The sequence below is a fragment of the Ventosimonas gracilis genome, assembly GCF_001580025.1.
In the GTDB taxonomy this organism is placed as follows: domain Bacteria; phylum Pseudomonadota; class Gammaproteobacteria; order Pseudomonadales; family Pseudomonadaceae; genus Ventosimonas; species Ventosimonas gracilis.
Window position 1 is genome coordinate 1 of sequence record NZ_LSZO01000017.1, and the last position, 24,093, is coordinate 24,093.

At 55.9% G+C, this 24,093-nt stretch carries 24 protein-coding genes and 3 tRNA genes; 13 read left to right on the forward strand and 14 right to left on the reverse strand.

Going from position 1 to position 24,093, the window contains the following annotated elements:
- Positions 1 to 152: 152 nt before the first annotated feature.
- The 3 genes from AXE65_RS00810 to AXE65_RS00820 all read left to right on the forward strand — a co-directional run bounded on the left by AXE65_RS00810 (position 153) and on the right by AXE65_RS00820 (position 1,592).
- Positions 153 to 229 (forward strand) — tRNA-Met (locus AXE65_RS00810).
- 133 nt (positions 230 to 362) lie between these two features.
- Positions 363 to 806 carry a Z-ring associated ZapG family protein gene (locus tag AXE65_RS00815; protein ID WP_068386661.1) on the forward strand — a complete coding sequence of 148 codons (444 nt, stop codon included), beginning with the start codon at positions 363 to 365 and terminating at the stop codon, positions 804 to 806.
- Positions 807 to 860: 54 nt separating this feature from the next.
- Positions 861 to 1,592 (forward strand): GntR family transcriptional regulator, encoded by a 732-nt coding sequence (locus AXE65_RS00820; protein WP_193393226.1) that lies wholly within the window; start codon positions 861 to 863, stop codon positions 1,590 to 1,592.
- A gap of 67 nt (positions 1,593 to 1,659) precedes the next feature.
- Here AXE65_RS00820 and AXE65_RS00825 read toward each other — a convergent pair whose 3' ends face one another.
- Both AXE65_RS00825 and AXE65_RS00830 read right to left on the reverse strand, forming a co-directional pair.
- A complete protein-coding gene (locus tag AXE65_RS00825) occupies positions 1,660 to 2,679 on the reverse strand; it encodes an Ldh family oxidoreductase (protein ID WP_068386665.1) in 1,020 nt (339 codons plus the stop codon).
- A gap of 327 nt (positions 2,680 to 3,006) precedes the next feature.
- Positions 3,007 to 3,082: transfer RNA gene (locus AXE65_RS00830), tRNA-Thr, on the reverse strand.
- A 177-nt stretch (positions 3,083 to 3,259) separates the two neighbouring features.
- On the opposite strand from AXE65_RS00830, the gene AXE65_RS00835 reads away from it, so the two are divergent.
- The 3 genes from AXE65_RS00835 (at position 3,260) to rnk (ending at position 5,341) form a co-directional block, all read left to right on the forward strand.
- A complete protein-coding gene (locus tag AXE65_RS00835) occupies positions 3,260 to 4,054 on the forward strand; it encodes a thiazole synthase (RefSeq protein ID WP_068386668.1) in 795 nt (264 codons plus the stop codon).
- Positions 4,055 to 4,060: 6 nt separating this feature from the next.
- Entirely contained in the window at positions 4,061 to 4,744 is a 684-nt protein-coding gene (trmB, locus tag AXE65_RS00840; protein ID WP_068386671.1) for a tRNA (guanosine(46)-N7)-methyltransferase TrmB, read from the forward strand.
- A gap of 174 nt (positions 4,745 to 4,918) precedes the next feature.
- On the forward strand, positions 4,919 to 5,341 hold the full coding sequence (gene rnk / locus AXE65_RS00845; protein ID WP_068386674.1) for a nucleoside diphosphate kinase regulator: 423 nt from the start codon (positions 4,919 to 4,921) through the stop codon (positions 5,339 to 5,341).
- Between the two features lie 20 nt (positions 5,342 to 5,361).
- Here the strand turns inward: rnk and AXE65_RS00850 are convergent, their stop codons facing one another.
- Genes AXE65_RS00850 through AXE65_RS00870 form a run of 5 tightly spaced genes read right to left on the reverse strand, consistent with a single transcriptional unit; the run spans position 5,362 to position 10,219 of the window.
- Entirely contained in the window at positions 5,362 to 6,063 is a 702-nt protein-coding gene (locus AXE65_RS00850) for an ABC transporter ATP-binding protein (RefSeq protein ID WP_068386677.1), read from the reverse strand.
- Between the two features lies 1 nt (position 6,064).
- Entirely contained in the window at positions 6,065 to 6,859 is a 795-nt protein-coding gene (gene livG / locus AXE65_RS00855) for a high-affinity branched-chain amino acid ABC transporter ATP-binding protein LivG (protein ID WP_068386680.1), read from the reverse strand.
- Positions 6,856 to 8,097, reverse strand: a complete 1,242-nt coding sequence (livM, locus tag AXE65_RS00860; protein WP_068386684.1) for a high-affinity branched-chain amino acid ABC transporter permease LivM — start codon at positions 8,095 to 8,097, stop codon at positions 6,856 to 6,858. The genes livG and livM overlap by 4 nt, the downstream gene beginning before the upstream one ends.
- Entirely contained in the window at positions 8,094 to 9,011 is a 918-nt protein-coding gene (gene livH / locus AXE65_RS00865; RefSeq protein WP_068386687.1) for a high-affinity branched-chain amino acid ABC transporter permease LivH, read from the reverse strand. The genes livM and livH overlap by 4 nt, the downstream gene beginning before the upstream one ends.
- Positions 9,012 to 9,061: 50 nt before the next feature.
- Positions 9,062 to 10,219, reverse strand: a complete 1,158-nt coding sequence (locus AXE65_RS00870; RefSeq protein WP_079213981.1) for a branched-chain amino acid ABC transporter substrate-binding protein — start codon at positions 10,217 to 10,219, stop codon at positions 9,062 to 9,064.
- A gap of 230 nt (positions 10,220 to 10,449) precedes the next feature.
- Here AXE65_RS00870 and AXE65_RS00875 point away from each other — a divergent pair, with 230 nt between their 5' ends.
- Entirely contained in the window at positions 10,450 to 11,607 is a 1,158-nt protein-coding gene (locus AXE65_RS00875) for a phospholipase D-like domain-containing protein (protein ID WP_439144664.1), read from the forward strand.
- A gap of 262 nt (positions 11,608 to 11,869) precedes the next feature.
- On the opposite strand, the gene AXE65_RS00880 is transcribed toward AXE65_RS00875, so the two are convergent.
- From AXE65_RS00880 to lptF, 5 genes are all read right to left on the reverse strand, one after another.
- Positions 11,870 to 13,351 (reverse strand): YifB family Mg chelatase-like AAA ATPase, encoded by a 1,482-nt coding sequence (locus AXE65_RS00880; RefSeq protein WP_068386693.1) that lies wholly within the window; start codon positions 13,349 to 13,351, stop codon positions 11,870 to 11,872.
- Between the two features lie 27 nt (positions 13,352 to 13,378).
- The gene (locus AXE65_RS00885; protein ID WP_068386696.1) at positions 13,379 to 13,642 is read right to left on the reverse strand and encodes an accessory factor UbiK family protein; all 264 of its coding nucleotides are present in this window, start codon (positions 13,640 to 13,642) and stop codon (positions 13,379 to 13,381) included.
- Positions 13,643 to 13,680: 38 nt separating this feature from the next.
- Positions 13,681 to 14,268, reverse strand: a complete 588-nt coding sequence (locus AXE65_RS00890; protein WP_068386699.1) for a DedA family protein — start codon at positions 14,266 to 14,268, stop codon at positions 13,681 to 13,683.
- 73 nt (positions 14,269 to 14,341) lie between these two features.
- Complete coding sequence (gene lptG / locus AXE65_RS00895) at positions 14,342 to 15,403, reverse strand: LPS export ABC transporter permease LptG (RefSeq protein ID WP_068386702.1); 1,062 nt, start codon at positions 15,401 to 15,403, stop codon at positions 14,342 to 14,344.
- On the reverse strand, positions 15,390 to 16,514 hold the full coding sequence (gene lptF / locus AXE65_RS00900) for an LPS export ABC transporter permease LptF (protein ID WP_068386797.1): 1,125 nt from the start codon (positions 16,512 to 16,514) through the stop codon (positions 15,390 to 15,392). The genes lptG and lptF overlap by 14 nt, the downstream gene beginning before the upstream one ends.
- A gap of 135 nt (positions 16,515 to 16,649) precedes the next feature.
- On the opposite strand from lptF, the gene AXE65_RS00905 reads away from it, so the two are divergent.
- Positions 16,650 to 18,152 (forward strand): leucyl aminopeptidase, encoded by a 1,503-nt coding sequence (locus AXE65_RS00905; RefSeq protein ID WP_068386706.1) that lies wholly within the window; start codon positions 16,650 to 16,652, stop codon positions 18,150 to 18,152.
- Between the two features lie 27 nt (positions 18,153 to 18,179).
- Here AXE65_RS00905 and AXE65_RS00910 read toward each other — a convergent pair.
- A tRNA-Ser gene (locus tag AXE65_RS00910) sits at positions 18,180 to 18,269 on the reverse strand.
- A 187-nt stretch (positions 18,270 to 18,456) separates the two neighbouring features.
- Between AXE65_RS00910 and AXE65_RS00915 the strand changes: the two genes are divergently transcribed.
- The gene (locus AXE65_RS00915; protein ID WP_439144665.1) at positions 18,457 to 19,317 is read left to right on the forward strand and encodes a peptidoglycan DD-metalloendopeptidase family protein; all 861 of its coding nucleotides are present in this window, start codon (positions 18,457 to 18,459) and stop codon (positions 19,315 to 19,317) included.
- Here the strand turns inward: AXE65_RS00915 and hemE are convergent, their stop codons facing one another.
- A complete protein-coding gene (gene hemE, locus AXE65_RS00920) occupies positions 19,318 to 20,376 on the reverse strand; it encodes a uroporphyrinogen decarboxylase (protein ID WP_068386710.1) in 1,059 nt (352 codons plus the stop codon). It lies immediately after the preceding gene.
- 218 nt (positions 20,377 to 20,594) lie between these two features.
- Here hemE and exbB point away from each other — a divergent pair, with 218 nt between their 5' ends.
- From exbB to AXE65_RS00940, 4 genes are all read left to right on the forward strand, one after another.
- Positions 20,595 to 21,563: a tonB-system energizer ExbB gene (gene exbB / locus AXE65_RS00925; RefSeq protein WP_153015351.1), complete on the forward strand. Its 969-nt coding sequence runs from the start codon at positions 20,595 to 20,597 to the stop codon at positions 21,561 to 21,563.
- A 3-nt stretch (positions 21,564 to 21,566) separates the two neighbouring features.
- A complete protein-coding gene (gene exbD / locus AXE65_RS00930) occupies positions 21,567 to 21,986 on the forward strand; it encodes a TonB system transport protein ExbD (RefSeq protein WP_068386715.1) in 420 nt (139 codons plus the stop codon).
- Positions 21,983 to 22,696: an energy transducer TonB gene (locus tag AXE65_RS00935; RefSeq protein WP_068386717.1), complete on the forward strand. Its 714-nt coding sequence runs from the start codon at positions 21,983 to 21,985 to the stop codon at positions 22,694 to 22,696. The genes exbD and AXE65_RS00935 overlap by 4 nt, the downstream gene beginning before the upstream one ends.
- Before the next feature lie 95 nt (positions 22,697 to 22,791).
- The gene (locus AXE65_RS00940) at positions 22,792 to 23,832 is read left to right on the forward strand and encodes an ankyrin repeat domain-containing protein (protein ID WP_068386720.1); all 1,041 of its coding nucleotides are present in this window, start codon (positions 22,792 to 22,794) and stop codon (positions 23,830 to 23,832) included.
- Positions 23,833 to 24,093: the final 261 nt, after the last annotated feature.

Sequence of the window (24,093 nt, forward strand, 5' to 3'; positions counted from 1 at the left end):
TGCTCGTCGTTCATTTGCATGAGCAAATTTCTCTTCTCGCGCCTTGCTGCGCGCAAAATCTGGCTCCGTCGCGGCCACGTTTGAAGCGGGAGCAGACCCTAGAGGACGGCAGAAAAATTTGACAAGCGAAAAACCACCCCTATAATACGCCGCGCGGGGTGGAGCAGTCTGGTAGCTCGTCGGGCTCATAACCCGAAGGTCGTTGGTTCAAATCCAGCCCCCGCAACCAGTTTTCAAACCCTGTAGGCGAAAGCCTGCGGGGTTTTTTGCATGAGCGGGTTTTGCTTTATCTGTACAGAAGGCGCGGCAAGCGTTACCTTATGCGCCCGCCATTGTTTTAAAGCCCTGCAAGGAAACACGCCGTGGAACACAGCACTTTTTTTACCCAGCCTTGGCTGTTGCTGGCGTTTTGCCTGCTGGCCGGTATTGTGATTGGCCTGCTTGGGGCCAGGCTGCTATCCAGTCACCGAGCCAGTAGCGCCAAGCAATTTGACGAATTGCAGGAACGCTTTGATAGCTATCAGCGCGAAGTGATCGGCCACTTTAATACCACAGCGAGCCTGGTTAAAAAGCTCACGCAAAGCTATCAGGAAGTGCAAGAGCACCTGTCCGAAGGTGCCAACCGCTTGGCGACCGATGATTTAACCCGCCAACGCTTGCTCGCCGCTTTAAATGATGAAAGTCCCAGCACCCCGCGTGAGCGCTTGAGCCTGCCGAAAAACCAAGGTGAAGCACCAAAAGACTACGCGCCCAAAACAGAAGGCGAGCGCGGCATGCTGGATGAGGCTTACGGCCTACAAAAATAAAGCGATATACACGACATATATAGCGTGCAAAAGGTTAAACCTAAAATTTCGATCATGGCTAACCCTAAAACCAGCGAAACCGGTGCTCGCCGTCACGGCGGGCGCTATATCTATGAAGAACTACGTAAGCAGATTCTGACTTTAAAACTTAAACCCGGCGTACAACTGGATGAAATCTCACTGGCCGCGCAATTTGGTCTGTCGCGCTCGCCGGTACGTGATGCATTGGCGCGGCTGATTACCGAAGGGCTGGTAACGATTTTGCCCAATCGCACCACTTTGGTTACACCTTTTGAGATTGAAGAATTTCCCAACTACATCTCTGCGCTGGATTTAATTCAACGCACGGTGACGCGCCTTGCGGCCACTGCGCGTACCGAGGAAGATTTACAGCGCATCGACAAAGCCAATGCGCAGTACATCCAGGCGGTACAAGACGGCGACTATCAAGCCATGTCCGAATGCAATAAGGCGCTACACATGCAAATTGCCAAGGCCGGACACAACCCTTACTTCATCACCTATTACGAGCGTTTATTAAGCGAAGGCCAGCGTTTATTGCATTTGCATTTTGACTATATGTTTAGCCATTTAACCGATGGTGAGCGTTTCAGCAACGCCGATGACTTTAAAACCGGCCGCGACCACAACAACATTATCGCCGCCATTATTGCCGGCGATGCTGACGCTGCCGAAGCCGCCGCACACGAACATACCGAGCTATTCCAAAAACGCTTTTTAAGCTATATGCAGCAAAACTTTAGTACGCAAATAAAACTATCTTAGGCTCTGTTGCCCACTTGTGGGAGAGAGACTAAGGAAGAGGAAAATATCGAAAGATAGATCTTCTATATCATAAAAATCCGTTCAACTGCGCCAATACCGCACGCGTAATCACAATGCCTTGTTGTTCGGCGCGGGCGCGGTTTTGCAGACGTTTGTCACCGGCAATGCGGATATTTTCTCCAGAGGCGCGAATAAGGTTTAAAAGTGCTGCCACACGCGCGGCAAAATCATGATTACCACCGCGTGCAGGGTCAATCACAATCAATAACTGACCGGTTTTTGGCGTTTCTGCACCAGGGTGGTTTTTAAAATCAACCTGATAAGAAAACGCGCCACCGGTTAAAGCAGCGGCAAGGATTTCCACCATCAAGATAATGGCCGCACCTTTATGCCCACCAAAAGGCAATAATGCACCACCATTTAAAATCTGTTCGGGATTATTAGTCGGCTGGCCGCTTTTATCGATACCGCAACCATCTGGCAATAAATGCCCTGCTCGCGCCGCAATTCGGGTATCACCGTTGGAAAGCGCACTGGTCGCAAAATCAAAGACCAATGGGGAACTGCCCGCCACCGGGCAAGCAAAAGCCAGTGGGTTAGTACCAAATACCGGCGTTTTGCCGCCGGATACGGCCACTACGGAAAGCCCGGCGACAAAGGTTAAAGCCAGCAATCCTTGCTGCGCAAAAGGCTCAATATCCGGCCATAACGCACTGAAATGGTGCGAACCACGCACCATTAATACCGCACAACCGCTCCTTCGGACTTTTTCCAGTAAAAGCGGGCGGGCACGCGCCAAACAAAGCTGCGCAAAACCATTGTCGGCATCGACTCGAATAAAGGATTCGCCGCAGTCTTCAATACGCGGGTCAGCACAGCCATTGACCCAGCCACTTTTTAAAGTATTTAAATAACCCTCAATACGAAAAACACCATGACTTTCCGGCCCGTCGCGTTCCACCATTGCGCAATTATCGGCAAGTAATTCAGCCGTTTCTTGATTAACGCTGACTTTAATAAAAACACGCCGCAGCAGGTCTTTTAATTCATTAAAAGAAAGTCTTACGGCATCGCCAGACTCGCGCATATATAACCTCCTGATATACCTGCCTGCCCTAGCTTGGGGCTAAAGAGAGCAAGGATAGCATTTAAGCCATACCCCTACTGCACGGCCATTAGCCATTACGCTGGATCCTGTCCTGGGGAGTGGTGTAGCTGGATTTCATAGGCATAGGTGATTTCCGGTCGGGTTGCTTAGAGCCTGTTTATGATTTTTGAGGATCAGCGCCAGAAATAGCAGATATTCTTTAGATCGCAAACAGGCTCTAAGACCCACGCTTAATAAGCGCAGAAAAATCGAGAAAGCTCCAAAAATCCCATAACTTATTTAAGTTATTGATTTTATAATTTATTTTGGTGCCGGCACCAGGAATCGAACCCGGGACCTACTGATTACAAATCAGTTGCTCTACCTGCTGAGCTATACCGGCCTTAAGGAGGGCGCGATTATAGCGGATGGATTTTGCAGGTAAAGCGTTAGGGTCTGTTCGCGCTTCAAGCGTGGCGAAGGCAGAGGCAGATTTGCAGCGCAAAGGCGCGAGAAGCGAAGAAAGTCATTCACCTCCTTTTGCTATACTCCGCCGTTTTCAACCTGTTAAGAGTTCATCATGAGCGAATCTCGCGCTGATAAGCCTTTTACCTTGGCTGGTCGTACCTATCAGTCGCGGTTGTTGCTGGGTACTGGCAAGTACCGGGACTTTGCCGAAACCGCGGCGGCAGTCGAGGCTTCTGGCGCGCAGATTGTTACCGTGGCGCTGCGCCGCAGCAATATTGGGCAAAACCCCGATGAGCCGAATTTGCTGGATGTGATTTCCCCCGAACGCTACTGCATTTTGCCGAATACCGCCGGTTGTTTTTCTGCGCTGGAAGCGGTGCGCACTTGCCGCTTGGCGCGTGAATTATTGGGCGGGCAGCAGCTCGTTAAGCTTGAAGTATTGGCTGATACCAAAACGCTGTTCCCGAATGTGGTGGAAACCCTAAAAGCCGCAGAAACCTTGGTCACCGAAGGTTTTCAGGTGATGGCCTATACCAGTGATGACCCGATTGTGGCAAGACAGCTTGCTGAAATGGGATGCGTGGCGGTAATGCCGTTGGCCGGATTGATTGGCAGCGGGCTTGGCATTTGTAACCCGTGGAATCTGCGCATTATTTTGGAGGAAGCCAAGGTGCCGGTGTTGGTCGATGCCGGTGTTGGCACCGCCTCGGATGCGGTGATTGCAATGGAGCTTGGCTGTGATGCGGTGCTGATGAACAGTGCCGTCGCTAACGCACAAAATCCGCTGTTGATGGCAAGCGCAATGAAGCATGCGGTTGAGGCCGGACGGCTGGCTTATTTGGCCGGACGCATGCCGAAGAAGCGTTACGCCAGCGCCTCTTCGCCTATCGACGGGCTGATTGCTTAAAAAGTCATGGCGCAAAATACCCGCACCGTGCGTAGCTTTGTATTGCGCAAAGGCCGTATCACTGAAGCGCAGCAGCGGGCGCTGGATGAGGATTGGTTCCGGTTTGGCCTTAATCTTGAAGATGGCATGGCGGATTTTGACCAGGTATTTGGCCGCAACGCTCCGCGCACGCTGGAAATTGGCTGTGGTATGGGAGGAGCCACGCTGGCAATGGCCGCTGCCGCGCCGGAGCAGGATTTTATCGGTGTTGAAGTACACCAAGCCGGCATTGGTGCTTTGCTGCTGGGTATCAAAAAGCACTCGCTTGGCAATCTGCGTCTGTACCGCTGTGATGCGCTGGATGTACTTAAGCAATGCATCGCCGATAACAGTCTTGACCGCGTGCTGTTGTTTTTCCCCGACCCTTGGCACAAAAAGCGCCATCACAAGCGGCGGATCGTCCAGGCGGAGTTCGCTGAACTGCTGCGCGGCAAGCTTAAAGTGGGCGGGCTGTTTCATCTGGCGAGCGACTGGCAGCCCTACGCACAGCATATGTTGGATGTGATGAGTGCTGCCCCAGGATGGCGCAATTTGGCCGCGGATGGAGGCTTTATTCCTCGTCCGCCGGAGCGTCCGCTGACTAAATTCGAGCAACGGGGCGAACGGCTGGGGCACGGCATTTTTGACCTTAAATTTATCCGCGTGGATTAGCGAAGCTGTCTTGCTTATTGGCAAAACTCCCGTTACTGTCCGCGTTAATTTATTTCAGCCAACCCTGCCTGCGGGCGGGGTTTTACTTTCTTGATTGGCAAGAACTTTTCTATGCGCTTTGCGTTTGGATAAAAAGTCCCTGCCAATCGTTTTTATTTTTAGAGCACCTTAAGCATGCCCAAGCTAAAAAAAGCCACGCCCGCCATCACTATTACTCGCCTTGACTTGCAGCGATTGGAGCGTTTACTGGATGGTTTGGAAGAATTTGGCCCGGCCGCCGAAGCGCTGGAAAAAGAACTAGCGCGCGCCAAGGTGGTGCCGCTGAATAAAGTGCCTGCTGGAGTCGTGACCATGAACTCGCGGGTGCATTGCCGCGACGAAAACAGTGGCAAGGAATATCACCTGACCTTGGTCTACCCGGAAGAAGCGGGCGGCGAGGGCACGGTTTCCATTCTTGCGCCGGTCGGCAGTGCGCTCTTGGGGCTTTCCGTCGGCCAGCATATCGACTGGCCTGCGCCGGGCGGCAAAACCATGCGACTGATTTTGCTGGAGGTGGAATACCAGCCAGAGGCTGCCGGGGCTTATCAGCAACAATAACCAGCTGACGGGAGCAGACCCTAAGCCCCCAAATAGGTTTCTTGCACTTTGGGATCTTGCAAGAGCGCCCTGCCTTCGCCTTGCATAACGATGCGGCCGTTTTCCAGTACGTAGGCGCGGTCGGCCAGGCGTAGGGCTTGGTTGGCGTTTTGTTCGACGAGGAAAATCGTCACGCCTTCCTCGCGCAACTTAGCCAGGGTTTTAAAAATCTCGCCGATCACCAAAGGCGCAAGCCCTAACGAAGGTTCATCCAGCAGCAGCAGGCGTGGGCGGCTCATCAGCGCGCGGCCAATGGCGAGCATTTGTTGTTCGCCGCCGGACATGGTGCCGGCGCGTTGGCTGAAGCGTTCGGCGAGCCGGGGAAAGAGCCGCAAGATATGATCGAGCTGTTGTTGCTGGCCTTGTTTGCTGGCGAAAAAACCGCCTAAGGCGAGGTTTTCTTCAATGCTCAGGCGGGCAAATACGCGGCGGCCTTCCGGTACTACGGCAATGCCTTTGCGCATGATGCGGTAGGTCGGCTGGCCGACGAGTTCTTCGCCTTCGTAACGAATGCTGCCGCTGGCTGCTTGTGGCGTGCCGCATAAGGTCATCAGCAAGGTGGATTTGCCCGCGCCGTTGGCTCCAATCAGGCTAACGATTTCGCCTTTGGCTAAATAAAGGCTCACCTCGTGCAGCGCCTGAATTTTGCCGTAAAAGGTGGAGACCCGTTCAAGGTGCAGCATGTTAGCTTTCCCCCAAATAGGCTTTGATGACGTCCGCGTTTTGCCGGATTTCGTCCGCCGTGCCTTCGGCCAGCGGCATGCCTTGGTTGATCACCACGATATGGTCGGAAATGCTCATCACCAGTTTCATGTCGTGCTCAATCAGCAGCACAGTAATGCCGTCGTTATCGCGCAGTTCACCCAGCAGCGCTTTGAGGTCTTCGGTTTCGCGCGGGTTTAGGCCAGCGGCGGGTTCGTCGAGCAATAACAAACGCGGTTTGGCCAGCATGCAGCGGGCGATTTCCAGCCGTCGCTGTTGGCCGTAAGCCAGCGTGCCTGCTTCACGGTTGCCCACGTCGGAAAGCGCCATGCGCTTTAGCCAATAACGCGCTTGTTGCATGGCCTGGCGTTCGCGCTGGCGGTAGTCGGCGGTTTTCAAAAGCCCGCTTAGAAAACCGGTATTAAGCTGGCTGTGTTGTGCGACCAAGAGGTTTTCAAAGGCGGTCATCTGTTTAAACAGGCGCACATTTTGGAAAGTGCGCAGCACGCCTTTGCGGGCAATTTGGTGGCTGGATAAATGCTCAATGGCTTCATTGCCCAAGGTAATGCTGCCGGAAGTTGGGCGGTAAAAGCCGCTTAGGCAGTTAAATACGGTGGTTTTGCCCGCGCCGTTGGGGCCAATGAGGCTAACGATTTGCTTTTCCGGCACGCAAAGCGATACGCCGTTTACCGCGTGCAGCCCGCCAAAGCGCATGGCGAGCTTATCGACCTTAAGCAGTGCAGCGGCATTTTTATTGAGCTGCAAGGGCGAACTCATGCCGCTGCCTCCAATTGCGGGCGGCGCATCGGCAGCAGCCCTTGTGGCCGCCACAGCATCATGACAATCATCATCAGCCCGAAAATCAGCATGCGGTATTCGCTAAACAGGCGCATTTCTTGTAGCAAGACCATGACCACGGCGGCCAAAATCACGCCCAATTGCGAACCCATGCCGCCGAGCACAACGATAACCAAAATCATCGCCGATTCCATAAAGCCGAAGGATTCGGGCGTAACCAGCCCTTGCCGCGCGGCAAAAAAGCATCCGGCCAAACCGGCCAGGCTCGCGCCGATGGTAAAGGCAGAGAGCTTAATCACGGTGGGATTTAAGCCCAGGCTGCGGCAGGCGATTTCATCTTCGCGCAAGGCTTCCCAGGCGCGGCCTAACGGCATGCGCAACAGGCGATTGACCAAAAACAAGGTCAGCAGCACCAGCAGCAAGGCAATCAAATACAAAAAGATGACCTTGTATTGCGACTGGTAGGCGATGCCGAAAAACTCATGGAAGGTTTGCGTGCCATCGGCTAGCCGCCGCTCAAAGGACAGGCCAAACAGGCTGGGCTTGAGTTCGTTGGGGATGCTCATGCCATTTGGCCCGCCGGTAATCTCGGTCTTATTGCGCAGAAAAATACGGATGATTTCGCCAAAACCCAAGGTGACAATCGCCAGGTAATCGCCGCGTAAGCGCAGTACCGGAAAACCCAGCAGGCAGCCGAAAATCGCGGCGGTTAACCCGGCCAGCGGCAGGCAGATCCAAAAACCAAAGCCGCCGTAGTGCGCCAGCAGCGCGTAACTGTACGCGCCGATGGCGTAGAAACCGGCGTAGCCCAAATCCAGCAATCCGGCCAGACCGACGACGATATTCAGCCCCAAGCCCAGCATCACGTAAATCAAAATCAGCGTGGCAATATCGACCGCACCACGGCTGGCAAAAAACGGCCAAATCAGCGCGACCAACAGCAAAAGCCACAGCGTGCGCTGCTGGGTTTTTGGCTGCTTTAGCCGTTCGCCGAATTGCGCCGGAATGGGCAAGGCGGGCAATTGCACGCGCTCACGCAGCAGTTGCCAGACAAACACCAGCACAGCGCCCAGCGCAATCAGGATCAGTTTGCTGCGGCTGGCACCTTCCACGGTGAGGTTGATCCCGACGATGGTGAGCTTAAGACCAAATACCGGCCAGGCCATAATCGGCACCAACAGTGCGGCAAACAGCGCCGCGCCGAGTTTGGCTTTCATACTTTTTCTACCTCGGGCCTGCCCAAAATCCCGCTGGGTCTGAACAACAGCAGCAGCACCAGCAAACCAAAGGCGACCACATCTTTGTACTCATCGCCCCACCGATCCGCGCCGAAGGCTTCGGCCACGCCCAAGAGCAAACCGCCCAGCATTGCCCCGGGGATGCTGCCAATGCCGCCTAGAACGGCTGCCGTAAAGGCTTTAATGCCAGCCAAAAAGCCCATCGACGGGCTGATATAGCCGTAGCGCATGGATAGCAGCAGCGCCGCCACCGCCGCCAAGGCCGCACCAATAACAAAGGTTAGCGAAATAATCTGGTTGCTGTTGATGCCAAGCAGTTCGGTCATTTTTAAATCTTCGGCGCAGGCGCGGCAGGCGCGTCCCAAGCGCGAACGGGCGATAAACCAAGTCAATAAGCCCATACTTAAAAAGGTGCCGACGAAGATCAAAATCTGCATATAGGACACAGACAGCGCCCCGCCGGGAGCCAGTTCGATGACGCCAGGCAGTAAATCGGGCAGCGATTTACCTTTGGAGTCTTGTGATAATAAAACCGCGTTTTGCAGAAAAATCGATACACCAATGGCGGAAATCAGTGCAATCAGCCGGTTGCTGCTGCGCAGCGGGCGATAGGCCACGCGCTCGATGCTGTAGCCGTAAGCGCTGGTGACAATCATGCTGGCGACCAGCGCTGCGGCCATCAAAAGCGGCAGGCTATCCACGCCCAGCAGGGCAAGCCCGGCCAGTGCGGTGAGGGCGACATAGGAGCCAATCATATAAACCTCGCCGTGGGCGAAGTTAATCATGCCGATAATGCCGTAGACCATGGTGTAGCCAATGGCAATCAGCGCATAGGTGCTGCCGAGCGACAGCCCGTCAATTAACAGTTGCAGTTTGTGATAGAGGTCAGACATAGGATTGATCCCTTGCCGTCAATAACTGCGCGGCAAGGGTAGTTGGGAGGTTAAGGGGCGAGGGTTTTACTGCCGTCCTGATGCCATTCGTAGATTTCAAATTCAAAATCTTTTAAATCGCCACTTTCGGCAAATTCCAGCACGCCCACCGGCGTGGTAAAGCTATTGCTGCGCAGCGCTTCGGCGACTTTGGTGGTATCTGTCGTACCGGCTTTGGCAATGCCTTCGGCAATCACTTGCGCGGCGGCGTAGGAGAGCAGTACAAACGGCCCGCTGGGGTCTTGGTTGCGCTCCTTGAAGGCGGCGACCAGTTCGGCATTGGCCGGGTCTTGGTCGGAGGATTTGGGCAGCGTGACCAGCATGCCTTCGGATGCGGCACCGGCAATGGCGGTAATTTCAGTATTGCCTGCGCCTTCTGGCCCCATAAAACGCGCTTCCAACCCGCGTTCACGCGATTGGCGCATCAGCAGCCCCATTTCCGGGTGATAACCGCCAAAGTAGACAAAATCGACATCGGCCTGGCGCAAACGGGTAATCAGCGAAGCAAAATCACGGTCGCCCGCGTTGACGCCTTCAAACACCACCACATTCAAACCGGCTTCTTCTGCGGTGCGCTTGACTTCGCTGGCAATGCCTTCTCCGTATTGCTGTTTGTCGTGAATCACGGCCAGGTTTTTCGGTTTGGCTTTATCGGCGATATAGCGCCCCGCCGCCGGGCCTTGCATATTGTCCAGGCCAATGGTGCGGAAGATCAGCTTATGCCCGCGCGCGGTAATTTCCGGGGCTGTGGCCGAAGAAGTCACCATCAAAATGCCTTCGTCCTCGTAAATATCCGAGGCAGGCTGAGTGGAACTGGAACAGGTATGGCCGACGACAAAGGCAATTTTGTCACCGACCGCCTTATTGGCAACGGCGACCGCCTGCTTCGGGTCGCAAGCGTCATCGTAAACCACCGCTTCAAGCTGTCTGCCGAGCACGCCGCCTTTGGCATTGATTTGGTCTATCGCCATGCGTGCGCCGTTAAATACCTGCTCGCCGTATTCGGCCAAGGGGCCGGTCACCGGGCCGCCCAGGCCTATTTTAATCGTGCTTTTGTTCTCTTCCTGTTTAATCGTGCTTTTGTCCTCTTCCTTGGAGCAAGCGGCAATACCTAGCGCCAGTGCTGCCGTACCAATGGTTAGCAGACAGTTGCGAACGGTCTTGTTCATGGCCTTGCACCCTCTTGATGTGCGACTTTGCTAAAGGGCGCAATTTTGCGGCAAGGCACGGCTTTCAACAAGCACAAAACGGCATAAAAGTGAATAAAAGTGCGTAAAACCTTGCAAAAATGCTGCGACTGACTATCTTTTAGCGTCCTTTTGCTACAAGGATGTCGTGCGATATGTTTTCCATAACGCTAAATGCTCTCCCAGCCGAAGAGGGTGCCTGACGCGGCGCTTTGATGGAAACCTTCTTCCCTTGGCGGGCGGGCAACCGCTTTGAGCTGCTGGTCGATGGACATCAGTTTTTTCCGGCCATGCTCGAAGGCATTCAATCGGCCAAGCAGGAAGTGTTACTGGAGCTGTATCTGGTCGAAGAAGGCCGCTGTAGCCAGTTGCTGGTCGAGGCGCTGTGCTTGGCGGCTCGTCGTGGCGTTACCGTGCGCTGCCTGTTCGATGGCTTTGGCGCACGGGCTTTAAGCAAAGCCGCGCGAAGGCGGCTTGAGCAGGCAGGGGTTATGCTTCGTCTGTACAACCCGCTGCACTGGCGACAGGGATTTGCCAATCTGCGCCGCGACCACCGAAAACTGCTGCTGATTGACCGCAAAACCGCCTTTATCGGCGGCACTGGCGCGACCGATAACTTCTGGCAACCGGGCGAGGCGCAAAGCCTGTGCCATGAGCTGATGGTGCGCTGCATCGGTGCCATCACGCTCGACTTTTACCGGCTATTTGAGCAGCAATGGTCGCCGCCCGCGCGGCCTTGGCGGCAGATATTTTGGGGTGCTACGCGCCGCTCGCGCCTGCCCGCGCCACCCGCGATAAGCCAAGGCATGGGGCGGCTCGCTTGGTCGGATGCGGTAACGCACCGCGAATTGGTGCAGTCACTGCTACGCCATATCCACCACGCCAGGCAGCGCATTTGGCTGGCCACGCCGTATTTTCTGCCGAGTTGGAAGGTGCGCCGCGCCTTGCGCAAAGCGGCGCAGCGCGGGGTCGATGTGCAGCTTTTGCTCGCCTCAAACAATATCGACCACGGCCCGGTGCGCTACGCCAGTCACCGCTACTATCCGAGCTTGCTGCGTGCCGGAGTGCGCATCCACGAATACAGCCCGCGTTTTTTACATCTAAAGCTGGTGCTGGCCGACGGCTGGATAAGCGTCGGCTCTTGCAATTTTGACCACTGGAACCTGCGCTTTAATCTGGAAGCCAATCTGGAGGCGCAAGATGAGGCTTTAACCCGCGCCTGTGCGACCTGTCTGCAACAAGGCATGGCGGACGGGCAGGAAATTACCCTCGAACATTGGCAGCAGCGCCCGCTGTACCGGCGCCTGCTGGAACGCCTGTGGGGATTGATCGACCAGTTGATACTGAATCTGCTGGATAAGCGGGATTAGGGGCTGCTCCCGCTTCAAACGCGAACCGCGCTGCTGCTCAAAATTTCGCCAGACTAGGCGCAGCATGCAGCCAATGTGTACAACCTTGGCAAATGCTGCAACAACGTATGGCGAGATTTTGGGCGCAGCCCGAAGGGACGGGCAGATTTTGTGCGCCGCTGTGTTGCTCGTCGTTCATTTGCATGAGCAAATTTCTCTTCTCGCGCCTTGCTGCGCACAAAATCTGGCTCCGTCGCGGCCACGTTTGAAGCGGGAACAGACCCTAGGGTCGATATTGCAGTGCTTCGGCCAGATGGGCGCGACTAATGTCGCTGGCTTGCTCAAGGTCAGCCAGCGTTCGCGCCACTTTCAGCAGCCGGTGCGCCGCGCGTAATGAGAGTTTTAACCGCTCGCAAGCACTTTCCAGCCAGCGTTTATCCTCTTCATTTAATAAGCAGTGACGGTGTAAATCGGCCAGTGCAAGCTGCGCATTGGTACAGCCCTGGCGGGTCAGTTGTCGTTCGCGGCAAGCGGCGACCTGTAGCGCGACTTGGGCACTGCTGGTTTCGGCTTGACCGGGCTGTAAAGCCGTAGTTTCCCGAGCCACACACAGATGCAAATCGATACGGTCAAGCAACGGGCCGGACAGCTTGGCACGGTAACGCTGCACCTGCTCTGGCGTGCAGCGGCAACGGCCGGACGGGTCATCGAGATAGCCGCACGGGCACGGGTTCATTGCCGCAACCAGTTGAAATCGCGCCGGAAAGCGCACCTTGTCATGCGCCCGCGCAATGATGATATGGCCGGTTTCCATCGGCTCGCGCAGCACTTCGAGCACTTTGCGGTCAAATTCCGGCAACTCATCAAGGAACAACACGCCTTGGTGTGCCAAGGTGATTTCCCCAGGCTTGGGTCTACCACCCCCGCCGACCAAAGCGGCGGCGGATGCCGAATGGTGCGGGCTGCGAAACGGGCGTTGCGGCCAGCTTTGTAGCGGCCGGTGATTGGCAACCGAGCTAATCGCTGCCACTTCCAAGGCTTCTGCTTCGGCGAGCGGCGGCAAAAGTCCCGGCAGGCGACTGGCCAGTAAGGTTTTGCCGGTACCCGGCGGGCCGGACAGTAGCAGGTTATGCCCACCGGCGGCGGCGATCAGTAGTGCCCGTTTGGCGGCGACTTGTCCTTGCACTTCCGCCAAATCCGGGTACGACTGGCTCTGTGGCGGCAGCCCCTGTGGCACATAGGCTGCAATGGGGGCGCTGCCGTTTAAATGGGCGCAGACGCTGAGCAAGTGATCGGCGGCGATCACTTCAAGCCCTGAAGCAAGGCTGGCTTCTTCGGCATTGGCGAGCGGCACTAACAGCTTGCGAGCAGCAGAACGCGCGGCCAGTGCGGCAGGCAGCACGCCGCGCACTGGCCGCAATGCACCGGATAGCGCAAGCTCCCCCAGGCATTCCATCTGTGCCAGCGCCTCGCCCTTAACCTGTCCGCTGGCGGCGAGCACACCGAGGGCAATCGGCAAATCAAAACGCCCACCGTCCTTGGGCAAATCCGCCGGTGCCAGGCTTAGCGTGATGCGGCGGGCGGGAAATTCAAATCCGCAGTGAACAATCGCGCTACGCACGCGGTCTTTACTTTCTTTAACACTGGTTTCTGGCAGTCCGACCAAGGCAAAACTGGGCAACCCCGAAGCCAAATGCGCCTCCACACTCACGGACGGCGCTTCTACGCCGATCAGCGCGCGACTGTGCAGCAGGGCTAGCGACATGTTCGCTCCTTGAACCGGTTCGCGAGCTTAGGCTGCGGGCGGCGCGTTTTGTGCCGCGCGTTCCAGTTCGGCGACCCGTGCTTCGAGGGCTTCTAAACGGGCGCGGGTATGGGCGAGTACCGTCATTTGATGGTCGAACGTTTCGCGGCTGACCAAATCGAGCTTATCGAACAGGCTGCTTAGCAGGCTTTTTAGCTGATTTTCCAACTCGGCCTTGGGAAGCATTTCACCTGCAAACAGGCGGGCGGTTTGTTCGGAAAACGAATCGAGTAAGGCTTTGGGGGTCAACATGGGAAAACTCCAAAAATAGTCAAGAGGCAGTGTAGCGCTTAAACCTCACTGCCTTCCTCGCGCGCTTTGCGCGCGGCTTTTTGTGCTTTGATGGTGCGCCACAGCCAAAGCAGTGCGCCGACCAAGAGTAAAGCCGCGAGCACCCAGAGTTCGTATTTTTTAACGTTGCCCAAGATGATTTCCAGCGCCGTACCGAAATAGTACGCGGCAAAGCCCAGCGCGAGCGCCCAGATAATCGCGCCGATGCCGTTAAGGATGAGGTAGCGCAACGGCGGATAGCCGGACAGGCCAATGGCGACCGGCATCACCGTACGCAGCCCATAGACGAAACGAAAGCTCAAAACCCAAAGGTCAGGATGTTTATTCAGATAACCGAGCGCTTTATCGGTCAGCACTTGCCAGCGCGGTTTTTTCGCCAAAATTTGCCGCCCTTTATGGCGACCCAAGTAGTACCAAGTCTGGTCGCCTGCGTAGCTGCCGCAAAAAGCCACCAGCACCACCAGTTCAATCTCCATATAGCCGCGAAAGGCCAAGAAGCCGGCCAATACGAGGATGGTTTCACCTTCAAAAAACGTCCCTAAAAACAGAGCCAAGTAGCCAAATTGGTCAAGCAGTTGCTGAAGCATCGGCGCACCTTACAGCCAAGCGGTGCGCAAGCCTAACCGGTTAAAAGCACGAGGCAAAGGGTTGTAAGACAAATCAACTCACCCTTCGTAGTAGCACGCTGCCTGCCAGCATGCAAATGCCGCAGGGAATCAGCACGGCCAGTAGCGGCGGGAAGCCAAATACCAAGCTGGCCGGTCCCAATAAATCCTGCACGATACGGAAGATAAAGCCGACCAAGGTGCCGGCAAATACCCGTTGCCCCAGTGTGACCGAGCGCAGCGGGCCGAAGATAAAGGAGATGGCGAGCAGCAACAAAGCCGCCGTGACCAAAGGTTGCAGCAGTTTGTTCCAGAACGCGAGCCAATAGCGGCTGTTGTTTAGACCTTGCTCGGCCAGATAGTGGATATAACGCCACAGCCCTTTAAGCGGCAGCATTTCTGGGTCAATCAGCAAGGTGCTGAGTAGCTCGGGGGCGAGTTCAATCGGCCAGTCTTCACTGGCTTTGTTTTCAACCCGGCTCGCTTTTGGCTCAAAGCGCGTGACGGTCAGGTCAAACAATCGCCACTTGCCGTTTTCATAACGGGCGCTTTTGGCAAAACTCGCCGCCAGCAACCGGCGCTCGCCATCAAACTGATAACGAGTGATGCCATAGAGCAAGGCATCGGTTTGCGCGGCGTTGATATGGATAAATTCCTGCCCCTGTCGGTGCCACAGGCCGCGCTTGGCAGCCAGCGCAGTGCTGCCGTTTTGCGCCAGGGCGCGGCTGGTCTGCGCACGGGTTTCGGCCAGTGGCACGATATATTCCCCCAGTAGCACTGCCGCCAACATCAGCGCCAACAGGGGCTTCATCACGCCCCAGACAATGCGCGCAACCGGCACGCCCGCCGTGCGCATAATGGTCAGCTCGCTATGACTGGCAAGATTGCCAAGGCCAATCAGGCAGCCAATCAGGCAGGCCATCGGCAGCATGTCGTACAAGCGCCGCGGCGCGGTTAGCAGCACGTACCAAGCGGCATCAAGAAGGCCGTAGCGGCCTTCGATGTCGCTTAATTCATCGACAAAGGCAAACAATAAGGCGAGGCTAGTGATAATCCCGAGTACCGCAAAAATCGCGGCCAGTACGCTGCGGCCAATGTAGCGGTCAAGCAGGGACACGCGCCGCCCTCCTTCTGCTAAACGAAAGGTGCAGGCGTTCTTGATAGAGCAGCAAAAGCCCCAGCGCAAAAAACAGCCCGTGCACCCACCACAGGCCAATAGCCGCGGGCAGGCGGCCTTTGTAAAGTGCGCCGCGAATAAAAATCAGCAGCGCGAGATAGGCCATATAAAGCAAGATGGCGGGCAGCAGCTTAATAAAGCGCCCTTGTCTTGGATTAACCCGTGACAGCGGCACGGCTAAAAACGTCACCACAAAGACCAGCAGCGGGATGGACAGCCGCCATTGCAATTCCGCCTGATGCTGAGGCTGCGTACTGCCCCAGAGCGCGGCGGTGGGCAACGCTTCCTCGCGCGAGCCGATGCTGCTGACCGGTTCTGGTTTGGGTAGCAGCACGCCGTAGCTGTCGTATTGCAAGATGCGGTAATCGGCCTGCCCGGGTGTACCGTCGTAGCGGTAGCCGTTTTGCAAAATCAGGTAGCGGCTGCCGTCCGGCTGAAGTTCCTGATGGCCGCTTTGCGCGACCAGTACGCTGATGTCGCTGCTTTTTGCGCCGCTGCTGCCGCGCGGCGCGGCGCGGTCTGAGATAAACACGCCGCCCAGTTCCTTGCGCTGATTGCTCAAGGTCTCGCTGTAAGTCACGCGTGAGCCGCCTTTCATCGACTGAAAGCGTCCGGGAACCAGCGTGTCAAATTCGGTCAACGCGCTTTGCTCATTTAAAATCTGTGTGACGCGAACAATGCCTTGCGGGGTTAAAGACAGGCTCAGCCAGCCGCTGAGCAACGCCACCAGCGCTGCCGGTGCCAGGGTATAAAGCAAAAGCTGCTGCCCGCTCATGCCGGTCGCCGACAGCACCAGCATTTCGCTATCCAGATACAGCCGCCCGTAAGCGAGCAAAATGCCAAGAAACAAACCGAGCGGCAAAATCAACTGCAAAAAGCCCGGAATGCGAAAACCCATAATCATCAACAAAACCGACGGGTCGAGCGCCCCTTGCGCGGCTTGCGCCAGATACTTGATAAAGCGCCCGCTCATAATGATCACCAGCAGCGCGGCGCTGACCGCTGCCGCCGTTATCAGCAGCTCGCGTGATAAATACCGAAAAGCAATCAAGAAAAACTCCAACACTTGCAGGGGCGGGCGCGTAGCGTTCAAACTGCAAAGCATCGCCTGCGGCATAAAAATGCTCGCCATTATCCGGCAATGGCCGCTTGTCTGTCCCGTTACTTTTTCTTTGGAAGACCCTTTATGCAATTTTCTGTTGCCACAAGAAATTCACAAGCGCTAAGAAAACAAACCGCCACTTTGGTGCTTGCCATCAGCGAAGACGGCAAGCTCAATGAAGCCGCCAAAATGATCGATAAAGACTTAAGTGGCGCTATCAGCGCTTGGCGCGAACGCGGCGACATGTCCGGCAAACTGGGGCAAACCCTGCTGCTGCGCGGCCTGCCAAACAGCAGTGCGGAGCGCGTACTATTGGTGGGTATCGGCAAAGAAAAAGAAAAACCAAGCGCTGCAAAATACCGAAAAATCGTGCAATCGGCTTTTAACGCCATTAAGGATTTAGGCGGCAAAGACGCAACCTTTGCCTTGGGCGACTTACTGCCTAAAGACTTTGACCGCTACGCGGCCACCCGCCTTTTGCTGGAAGTACTGATCGGTTGTGATTACCGCTTTGACCAATTCAAAAGCCAAAAAAGTCCCGAGCGTGCGCTGCAAAGCATTCAAGTGCTGGTCAAAGAAGCAGAACTTGGCGAGGCCAAACGTGCCCTTGAGCACGCACTCGCCATTGGCCTTGGCATGCAACTGACCCGCGATGTCGCAAACCTGCCCGCCAATATCTGCACACCGCAGTATCTTGCAGAGCAAGCGCAGTGGCTGGAAAGTCAGCACAAATCACTCAAGGTCGAGATTCTCGATGAAAAACAACTTGAGACTGAAGGTGCGGGGGCTTTTCTTGCCGTTGCCAAAGGCAGCGAGCAGCCACCGCGCTTGATCGTGCTGAACTATCAAGGTGCGGATAAAAGCAGCGCCCCCTTTGTACTGGTCGGCAAAGGCATTACCTTCGATACCGGCGGTATCAGCATCAAACCGGCCGCCAATATGGACGAAATGAAGTACGACATGTGCGGCGCGGCGAGCGTGCTGGGTACCGTGCAGGCGGTCGCCAAGATGGGGCTAAAAATTAACTTAATTGGCCTGCTCGCTTGCGCGGAAAATATGCCAAGCAGCCGCGCTACTCGCCCCGGTGACATAGTCACCAGCATGAGCGGGCAAACGGTAGAAATTTTAAATACCGATGCCGAAGGCCGCTTGGTGCTCTGTGATGCCCTAACCTACGCCGAACGCTTTAAACCGCAGGCGGTTATCGACATTGCCACGCTAACCGGCGCGTGCATCGTCGCCCTCGGCAGTCACGCCGCCGGATTGATGGGCAATAACGAGGATTTGCTGAAACAGCTTGAGCGAGCGGGGCAGCAGTGCGCCGACCGCGCCTGGACACTGCCCTTGCTGGAAGAGTATCAAGAACAACTGGACAGCCCGTTTGCCGACATCGCCAATATCGGCGGCCCGAAAGCCGGTACCATCACCGCCGGCTGCTTTCTCTCGCGCTTTGCTAAAAACTTTAACTGGGCGCATCTGGATATTGCCGGTGTTGCCTGGGTCAGCGGCGGCAAAGAAAAGGGTGCCAGCGGCAGACCCGTTCCACTACTCACCCAATACCTGCTGAACTGCGCGGCGCAAAGTTAAGGTGCAAGGGATGGAACGGGATGGATTTGGCGGGGAAACAGGGATTCGAACCCTGGGTACTCGTGAGAATACAACGGATTTCGAATCCGTCCCGTTCGACCACTCCGGCATCTCCCCAAAGCAAACGGCGGCGATAATACCTGATTATCGAAATGGCCGCCATCACTCTTTGCTTGGGAAGAATTGACCCAAGCAGCGGGTATTGGTCTGCTTTATGCGCTATGGTTCATCCCCGCTTAAGCCATCTGTTTATTTTATTGTGTCTGATTGGTTGTTTTGTCGATGCTGCCTCGCCATTCTCTGCTTGCTAGCCAGCAGCAGCGCCCTTGCGGCTAAAGTCTACAAATACACCGATAAAAACGGCGTCGTCACCTATACCGATAAAGTGGTGCGCGGTGCCAAGGTGATTGAATTTAAAGACCGCATGGTCGAAAAATTAGATAACCGTTTAAAGCTACAAAAACTCAAGCACGAAGCCGGTGAGACGCTGCTGGTGAAAAACGAGCTGTACGCGCCGGTGGAGGTGGAGCTTTCGTTGTCTGAGGTCAAAAACGCTTCTTTTGTGCCGCAAAAACCCATCCGCTGGGTATTGCCGCCACGCAGTGAAATCCGCCTGCTAACGCTCGCTGCCAAAGACCCGAAACAACCGCTGCACTACAAGACCAAGCTGCTCCACGTGCTGGGCAACCCCAAGCAAAGCATGAAGCCGTATCGTTACCCGCTGCCTTGGCGTGGCGGGCCGTTTCGCTTGACCCAGGGGGCGAACGGTAAGTTCAGCCACAACACGCCCAAAGGCCGCTATGCGATGGACATCGCCATGCCGGAAGGAACGCCGATTATTGCCGCGCGTGCTGGCACGGTGGTCAGTATTGAGAACAACCAGAGCGGGCGCGGCACTCATCCCTCTGGCAACTATGTGCGCATTCTGCACGAGGACGGCACCATGAGCGTTTATCTGCACCTTAAGCGCGGTTCGCTTAAAGTCAGGGAAGGGCAAAAGGTTGCCCAAGGCGCGCTGCTGGCGCTGTCCGGCAATACCGGCAACAGCACCGGCCCGCATTTGCATTTTGTGGTGCAGCGCAATGTCGGTTTTGCGCTGCAATCCATCCCGTTTGAATTCAATCAGCCGATAGACCGTTTGCCCAACTTTGCCGGCAGCCAATAACTATCGTGCGGATAACTCATGCACCGCCTCAAAAAACGCGGCCACGTGGGATGGGTCAATATCCGGCGTGATGCCGTGACCCAGATTAAATACGTGTCCCGCGCCTTGCCCGTAGGCTGCGAGGATTCGAGCCACTTCGGCGCGGATAACGGCAGGCTTTGCGTACAGCACGGCCGGGTCCATATTGCCTTGCAGCGCGACCTGATGGCCGACACGGGCGCGGGCGCGGCCTATGTCGCAAGTCCAGTCCAGCCCCAATGCATCGGCACCGGTTTCGGCCAAGTCTTCAAGCCACAATCCGCCGCCTTTGGTAAAGAGGATGAGTGGCACTTGGCGACCTTCGTTTTCGCGGATTAATCCGGCGGCAATGCGTTTGAGATAAGCCAGTGAAAACTCAGCAAAAGCGGCAGAAGAGAGCGCGCCGCCCCAGGAATCAAAAATCTGCACGACTTGCGCACCGGCTTTAATCTGCCCGTTCAGATAGTCGGTGACGCTTTGGCTCAGTTTATCCAGCAGTGCATGCAGGGTCTCTGGCTCGTTGTAGAGCATGGTTTTGATTTTGCGAAAATCACGGCTGGAACCGCCTTCGACCATATAGGTGGCGAGCGTCCACGGGCTTCCGGAAAAACCAATCAGCGGTGCACGGCCATTTAGCTCCTTGCGAATTTGGCGTACCGCTTGCATAACGTAGCCGAGCGCTTGTTCGACATCCGGCACCGGCAGCGCCTCAATATCCGCGCGGCTGCTGATGGGGCGCTTAAAACGCGGCCCTTCGCCGGCCTCAAAATACAGCCCCAAGCCCATTGCGTCGGGGATGGTTAAGATGTCCGAGAACAAAATCGCGGCATCGAGCTGCGGGTAGCGTTGCAGCGGCTGGAGCGTGACTTCGCAAGCGGCGTCAGGATTTTGGCACAGGCTCATAAAGTCACCGGCGCGAGCGCGACTGGCGCGGTATTCCGGCAGGTAGCGTCCGGCCTGGCGCATCATCCATACCGGAGTGACGTCGGTAGGCTGGCGGGTTAAGGCTCGCAGCAGACGGTCGTTTTTTAAGGAGGTCATCGCTCGGTTCGCACTGAAAAGGGCAGGCAGTTTCGCAAAATGGAAGGTAAAACACACGCAATAAGCGTTTTGTCGGATTTTAAGTCATTAGCCTGTTATCTTGTAACATTGTGCTTGAACCCAAACCCCTTTATCAATGATAATGCTTATCAGCATTCTCTATTCTGTACTTTCTCCCTGGTCTGCTCTAATCCCTCCCTTGCATGATGCTAAACGAAATGTATTCCTCTTCTCTTTTCGCGGCTTCTTCCCGCGTTGCCCGTTTGTCCGCGCTGCTGCTTTGCGCTGCACTGTTTGCGCCATTGCCAGCGCTTGCGCAGGAAAACGCCGCTTTGCCGGTTGCGACCACTAGCTTAGCGCCGGGCGCTGAGGCTGAGGCTGAGGCCGAAGCGGCTGAAGCTGAAAGCAACACCATTGAGAATGAAGCTATCGCGGCTGAAGACTTGGCTGCTGAAGGCGAGAGCAGCGAGAGCGAATCGCCGATGTTCTCCCACGACCTGTCGCCTTGGGGCATGTACCAAAACGCCGACATCGTGGTCAAAATCGTCATGATTGGGCTTGCGATTGCCTCGGTGATTACCTGGACTATTGCTCTGGCCAAGGGTCTCGAAATCTTTATCGCGCGCAGAAGACTAAAAGGCGAATTGGCGGGCTTGAAAAAAGCCCGCTCGCTTAAAGAAGCCGATAGCGGCTTTCGGCGCAAAGGCTTAAGCCATTATCTGGTGCAGGAAACTTTGGAAGAGGTGAGGCTGTCCGCCGATACGCGCGAGCGTGAAGGCATCAAGGAGCGCGCCGCGTTTCGTCTGGAGCGCTTGGTTGCCGCCAGCGGACGCACCATGAGCCGTGGCACCGGGCCGCTCGCTACCATCGGCTCGACCGCGCCCTTTGTCGGCCTGTTTGGCACCGTGTGGGGCATCATGAACAGCTTTATCGGCATTGCCAAGTCGCAAACCACCAACTTGGCGGTAGTCGCCCCCGGCATTGCCGAGGCGCTGCTCGCAACTGCGCTGGGGCTGGTTGCGGCCATTCCGGCGGTGGTGATTTACAACGTCTTTGCCCGCTCCATCAGCGGCTACAAGGCCGAAGTATCCGACTGCTCGGCCGAAGTGCTGCTGCTGCTCAGCCGTGAACTCGACCATTTGCCCGAAGAGCAGGGTGCACAAATGCACCTGGTGAAGAGGGCTTAGCCAATGGCGCTGCATCTTAATGACGGTGGTGACGACCTGGTTGAGTCGCACGAAATCAACGTCACCCCATTTATCGACGTGATGCTGGTGCTGTTGATTATCTTTATGGTCGCTGCACCGCTCGCCACGGTCGATATTAAAGTCAACCTGCCCGCCTCCACCGCCAAGCCGCAGCCGCGCGAGAACAAGCCCATTTACCTGTCCATCAAGGACGATTTTTCCCTGTATCTGGGCGACAACCCGATTACCAAAGAGCAACTAGGGCAAGCGCTCGATGCACTGACCGGCGCGGATAAAAGCAAAACCATTTTTGTCCGTGGCGATAAAGATGTGCTCTACGATCGCCTGATGGAGGTAATGAACGCCTTGCGCAGCGCGGGCTATCTGAAAATCGGCCTGGTGGGGCTTGAGACCTTGCAATGAGCGCGCCTGTTCGTTCCTTTTTACGCTACGGAGCCAGCCTGCTGGCGGTACTTTTGCTGCACGGGGGGCTGGCGATTTGGGCGTTTTTCTGGCAAGTCGAAGCCACGCCTGCCGCCACGCCGCCCGCTACCATTATGCTGGAATTGCCGCCGCTGCCTGAACCGGTTATCGCCCCGCCGCCTCCTCCACCGCCGCCGGAACCTGAGGAAGAACCCGAGCCGGAGGTGCCCGAGCCAGAAATCGTTATCGAGAAGCCAAAACCTAAACCCAAGCCGCCGAAACCGCCACAGCCCAAACCGCCCGAGCCGCCGCCTCCTCCTGCGCCTCCTGCGCCGCCGCGAGAATCGCCGCCACCGGTGGTTTCCGCGCCACCCGCGCCACAAGTGGTCGCTACACGCGGCCCGTCCGAGGCCGAAGTTAGCTGGCAAACCCGCCTATTGAGCCATCTGGCGCGTTACAAGCGTTACCCGGAAGACGCCAGAAGGCGCGGCTTTGAAGGTACGGTGAAAGTGCGCTTTAAGGTTGATGCGGGCGGCAAGCTGCTGTCTGCCGAAGTGGTCGGCCCGTCCGCTAGCGCCTCATTAGACCGCGCCACACTCACCATGCTGCGCCGCGCCGGAACGCTGCCCAAGCCGCCCGCCGAACTGATAAAGGGCGACGGTGTAGAAGTCATCGCCCCGTTCGTCTACTCACTGGAGCGCCGCCGCTAGACGCAAGCGGCGCTGCGTGAAAAGCCATCGCTGCAATAAGCGAATAACGATAACCCTGCTATAGTCTGGCTTTTACAGATAAGCAGAGGATGATCATGGCGTACCCGGCCAAATCTTGCTTTATAGGTCTGCTCACTTTTTCACTGATGGCCTGCTCGTCCAATCCATCAACGCCGCCCAGCGAATACGCCGATCCACCGCATGACAATGTCGCCGCCGTTCAATCCGGCGAACAATCGCCATTAAGCGGTTATGACGATTTCACATTAAAGCGCAATTGGGCGCTTTCCAGTTGTATCGCTAAAACCTTTGAAGACAATGAACCCGTGCGTGAAGATGCGCTTAGGGCGGCAAACGGGTATTTTAATTTTGCTGACGGCCTTGATATATACAGCCATTTAGCCGATCTTGCCGAGGATTATTTAAAGGGGCAGGCTTATCATGGTTTGGAAGATGGCAAAGAAATCAAACTGCTTAAATGTATTGATTTTTTCCACAGCGCCGAACTGCGTGACATGCTGCTGCTGGACGACAAGCTTAATCAGCAATTTCAGACAATACGTGAAAGCAACACTATCGATATCCACGGGCTTCGCCAGCAACTTAATGCATACGATTTTCGGCAAAAAGGCCCGGCATTAACCCAGGCGCTGTATTTAATGGAATTTGCCTTGGATAATCGGCGCTTTGCGCTTGTCCATCTGTTGCTGGAACTCGGCGTGAATCCGGATGAAGAGACGCAAAGTTACGGCAGCACACTGGATTTGGCGTTTATAAAAGCAGGCCCCAGTTATCTGGCAGCCATGTTAGATGGCGGATTATCGCCCAATCATACGCACCCGGGACAACCGCCCATGCTGCACCGTGCCATTGCGGGTGGCGGTCTTGATCAAGTCAAACTGCTGCTACAGCGCGGCAGCGATATTAACGCGAAAGACAGCCAAGGTATTAGCGCCCTTGACGCTGCCATTAATAGTGATAAGCCCGAGATTGCGCTTTACTTGGTTGAACAGGGTGCGGCTTTTAATGCCGAAACAATGCAAGCCGTTCAATCGGCTATTAACAGCAGCAAGCATCCACTTTATATTGAGCTGCACGAGCGGATGACAGAAAAAAGCGCTCATGCTTTTCCATAAGCAAGAGGGTATTTTGAGCTATTGGAACGCTGCCGAAAGCGGCGTATTTCTCTTCTCGCGCCTTGCTGCGCGCAGAATTTGCCTCCGCCTTCGCCACGTTTGAAGCGGGAGCAGACCCTACGGCTGCTTGACTTGCCGTGCACTAATCCGAACAATTGGCCGCTTCTGCGCCTTGTGCTGTAACCGGTAGGGGCGTTGTGGGGGATTGGCCACTATCCGCGCCGCCCGCGATAATCCCAGTGGCGTTATCTCGCTTTGGGT

Bases quoted from the DNA above. Each gene is read 5' to 3' on its own strand.
- AXE65_RS00885 (WP_068386696.1), bottom strand. From the start codon at position 13,642: ATGTTGACCCCCAAAGCCTTACTCGATTCGTTTTCCGAACAAACCGCC.
- livM (WP_068386684.1), bottom strand. From the start codon at position 8,097: ATGAAAGCCAAACTCGGCGCGGCGCTGTTTGCCGCACTGTTGGTGCCG.
- exbD (WP_068386715.1), top strand. From the start codon at position 21,567: ATGGCGCTGCATCTTAATGACGGTGGTGACGACCTGGTTGAGTCGCAC.
- AXE65_RS00940 (WP_068386720.1), top strand. From the start codon at position 22,792: ATGGCGTACCCGGCCAAATCTTGCTTTATAGGTCTGCTCACTTTTTCA.
- AXE65_RS00850 (WP_068386677.1), bottom strand. From the start codon at position 6,063: ATGCTGCACCTTGAACGGGTCTCCACCTTTTACGGCAAAATTCAGGCG.
- AXE65_RS00890 (WP_068386699.1), bottom strand. From the start codon at position 14,268: ATGCTTCAGCAACTGCTTGACCAATTTGGCTACTTGGCTCTGTTTTTA.
- AXE65_RS00820 (WP_193393226.1), top strand. From the start codon at position 861: ATGGCTAACCCTAAAACCAGCGAAACCGGTGCTCGCCGTCACGGCGGG.
- exbB (WP_153015351.1), top strand. From the start codon at position 20,595: ATGTATTCCTCTTCTCTTTTCGCGGCTTCTTCCCGCGTTGCCCGTTTG.
- livG (WP_068386680.1), bottom strand. From the start codon at position 6,859: ATGAGTTCGCCCTTGCAGCTCAATAAAAATGCCGCTGCACTGCTTAAG.
- AXE65_RS00880 (WP_068386693.1), bottom strand. From the start codon at position 13,351: ATGTCGCTAGCCCTGCTGCACAGTCGCGCGCTGATCGGCGTAGAAGCG.
- rnk (WP_068386674.1), top strand. From the start codon at position 4,919: ATGCCCAAGCTAAAAAAAGCCACGCCCGCCATCACTATTACTCGCCTT.
- AXE65_RS00905 (WP_068386706.1), top strand. From the start codon at position 16,650: ATGCAATTTTCTGTTGCCACAAGAAATTCACAAGCGCTAAGAAAACAA.
- AXE65_RS00935 (WP_068386717.1), top strand. From the start codon at position 21,983: ATGAGCGCGCCTGTTCGTTCCTTTTTACGCTACGGAGCCAGCCTGCTG.
- AXE65_RS00870 (WP_079213981.1), bottom strand. From the start codon at position 10,219: ATGAACAAGACCGTTCGCAACTGTCTGCTAACCATTGGTACGGCAGCA.
- AXE65_RS00835 (WP_068386668.1), top strand. From the start codon at position 3,260: ATGAGCGAATCTCGCGCTGATAAGCCTTTTACCTTGGCTGGTCGTACC.
- trmB (WP_068386671.1), top strand. From the start codon at position 4,061: ATGGCGCAAAATACCCGCACCGTGCGTAGCTTTGTATTGCGCAAAGGC.
- livH (WP_068386687.1), bottom strand. From the start codon at position 9,011: ATGTCTGACCTCTATCACAAACTGCAACTGTTAATTGACGGGCTGTCG.
- hemE (WP_068386710.1), bottom strand. From the start codon at position 20,376: ATGACCTCCTTAAAAAACGACCGTCTGCTGCGAGCCTTAACCCGCCAG.
- AXE65_RS00825 (WP_068386665.1), bottom strand. From the start codon at position 2,679: ATGCGCGAGTCTGGCGATGCCGTAAGACTTTCTTTTAATGAATTAAAA.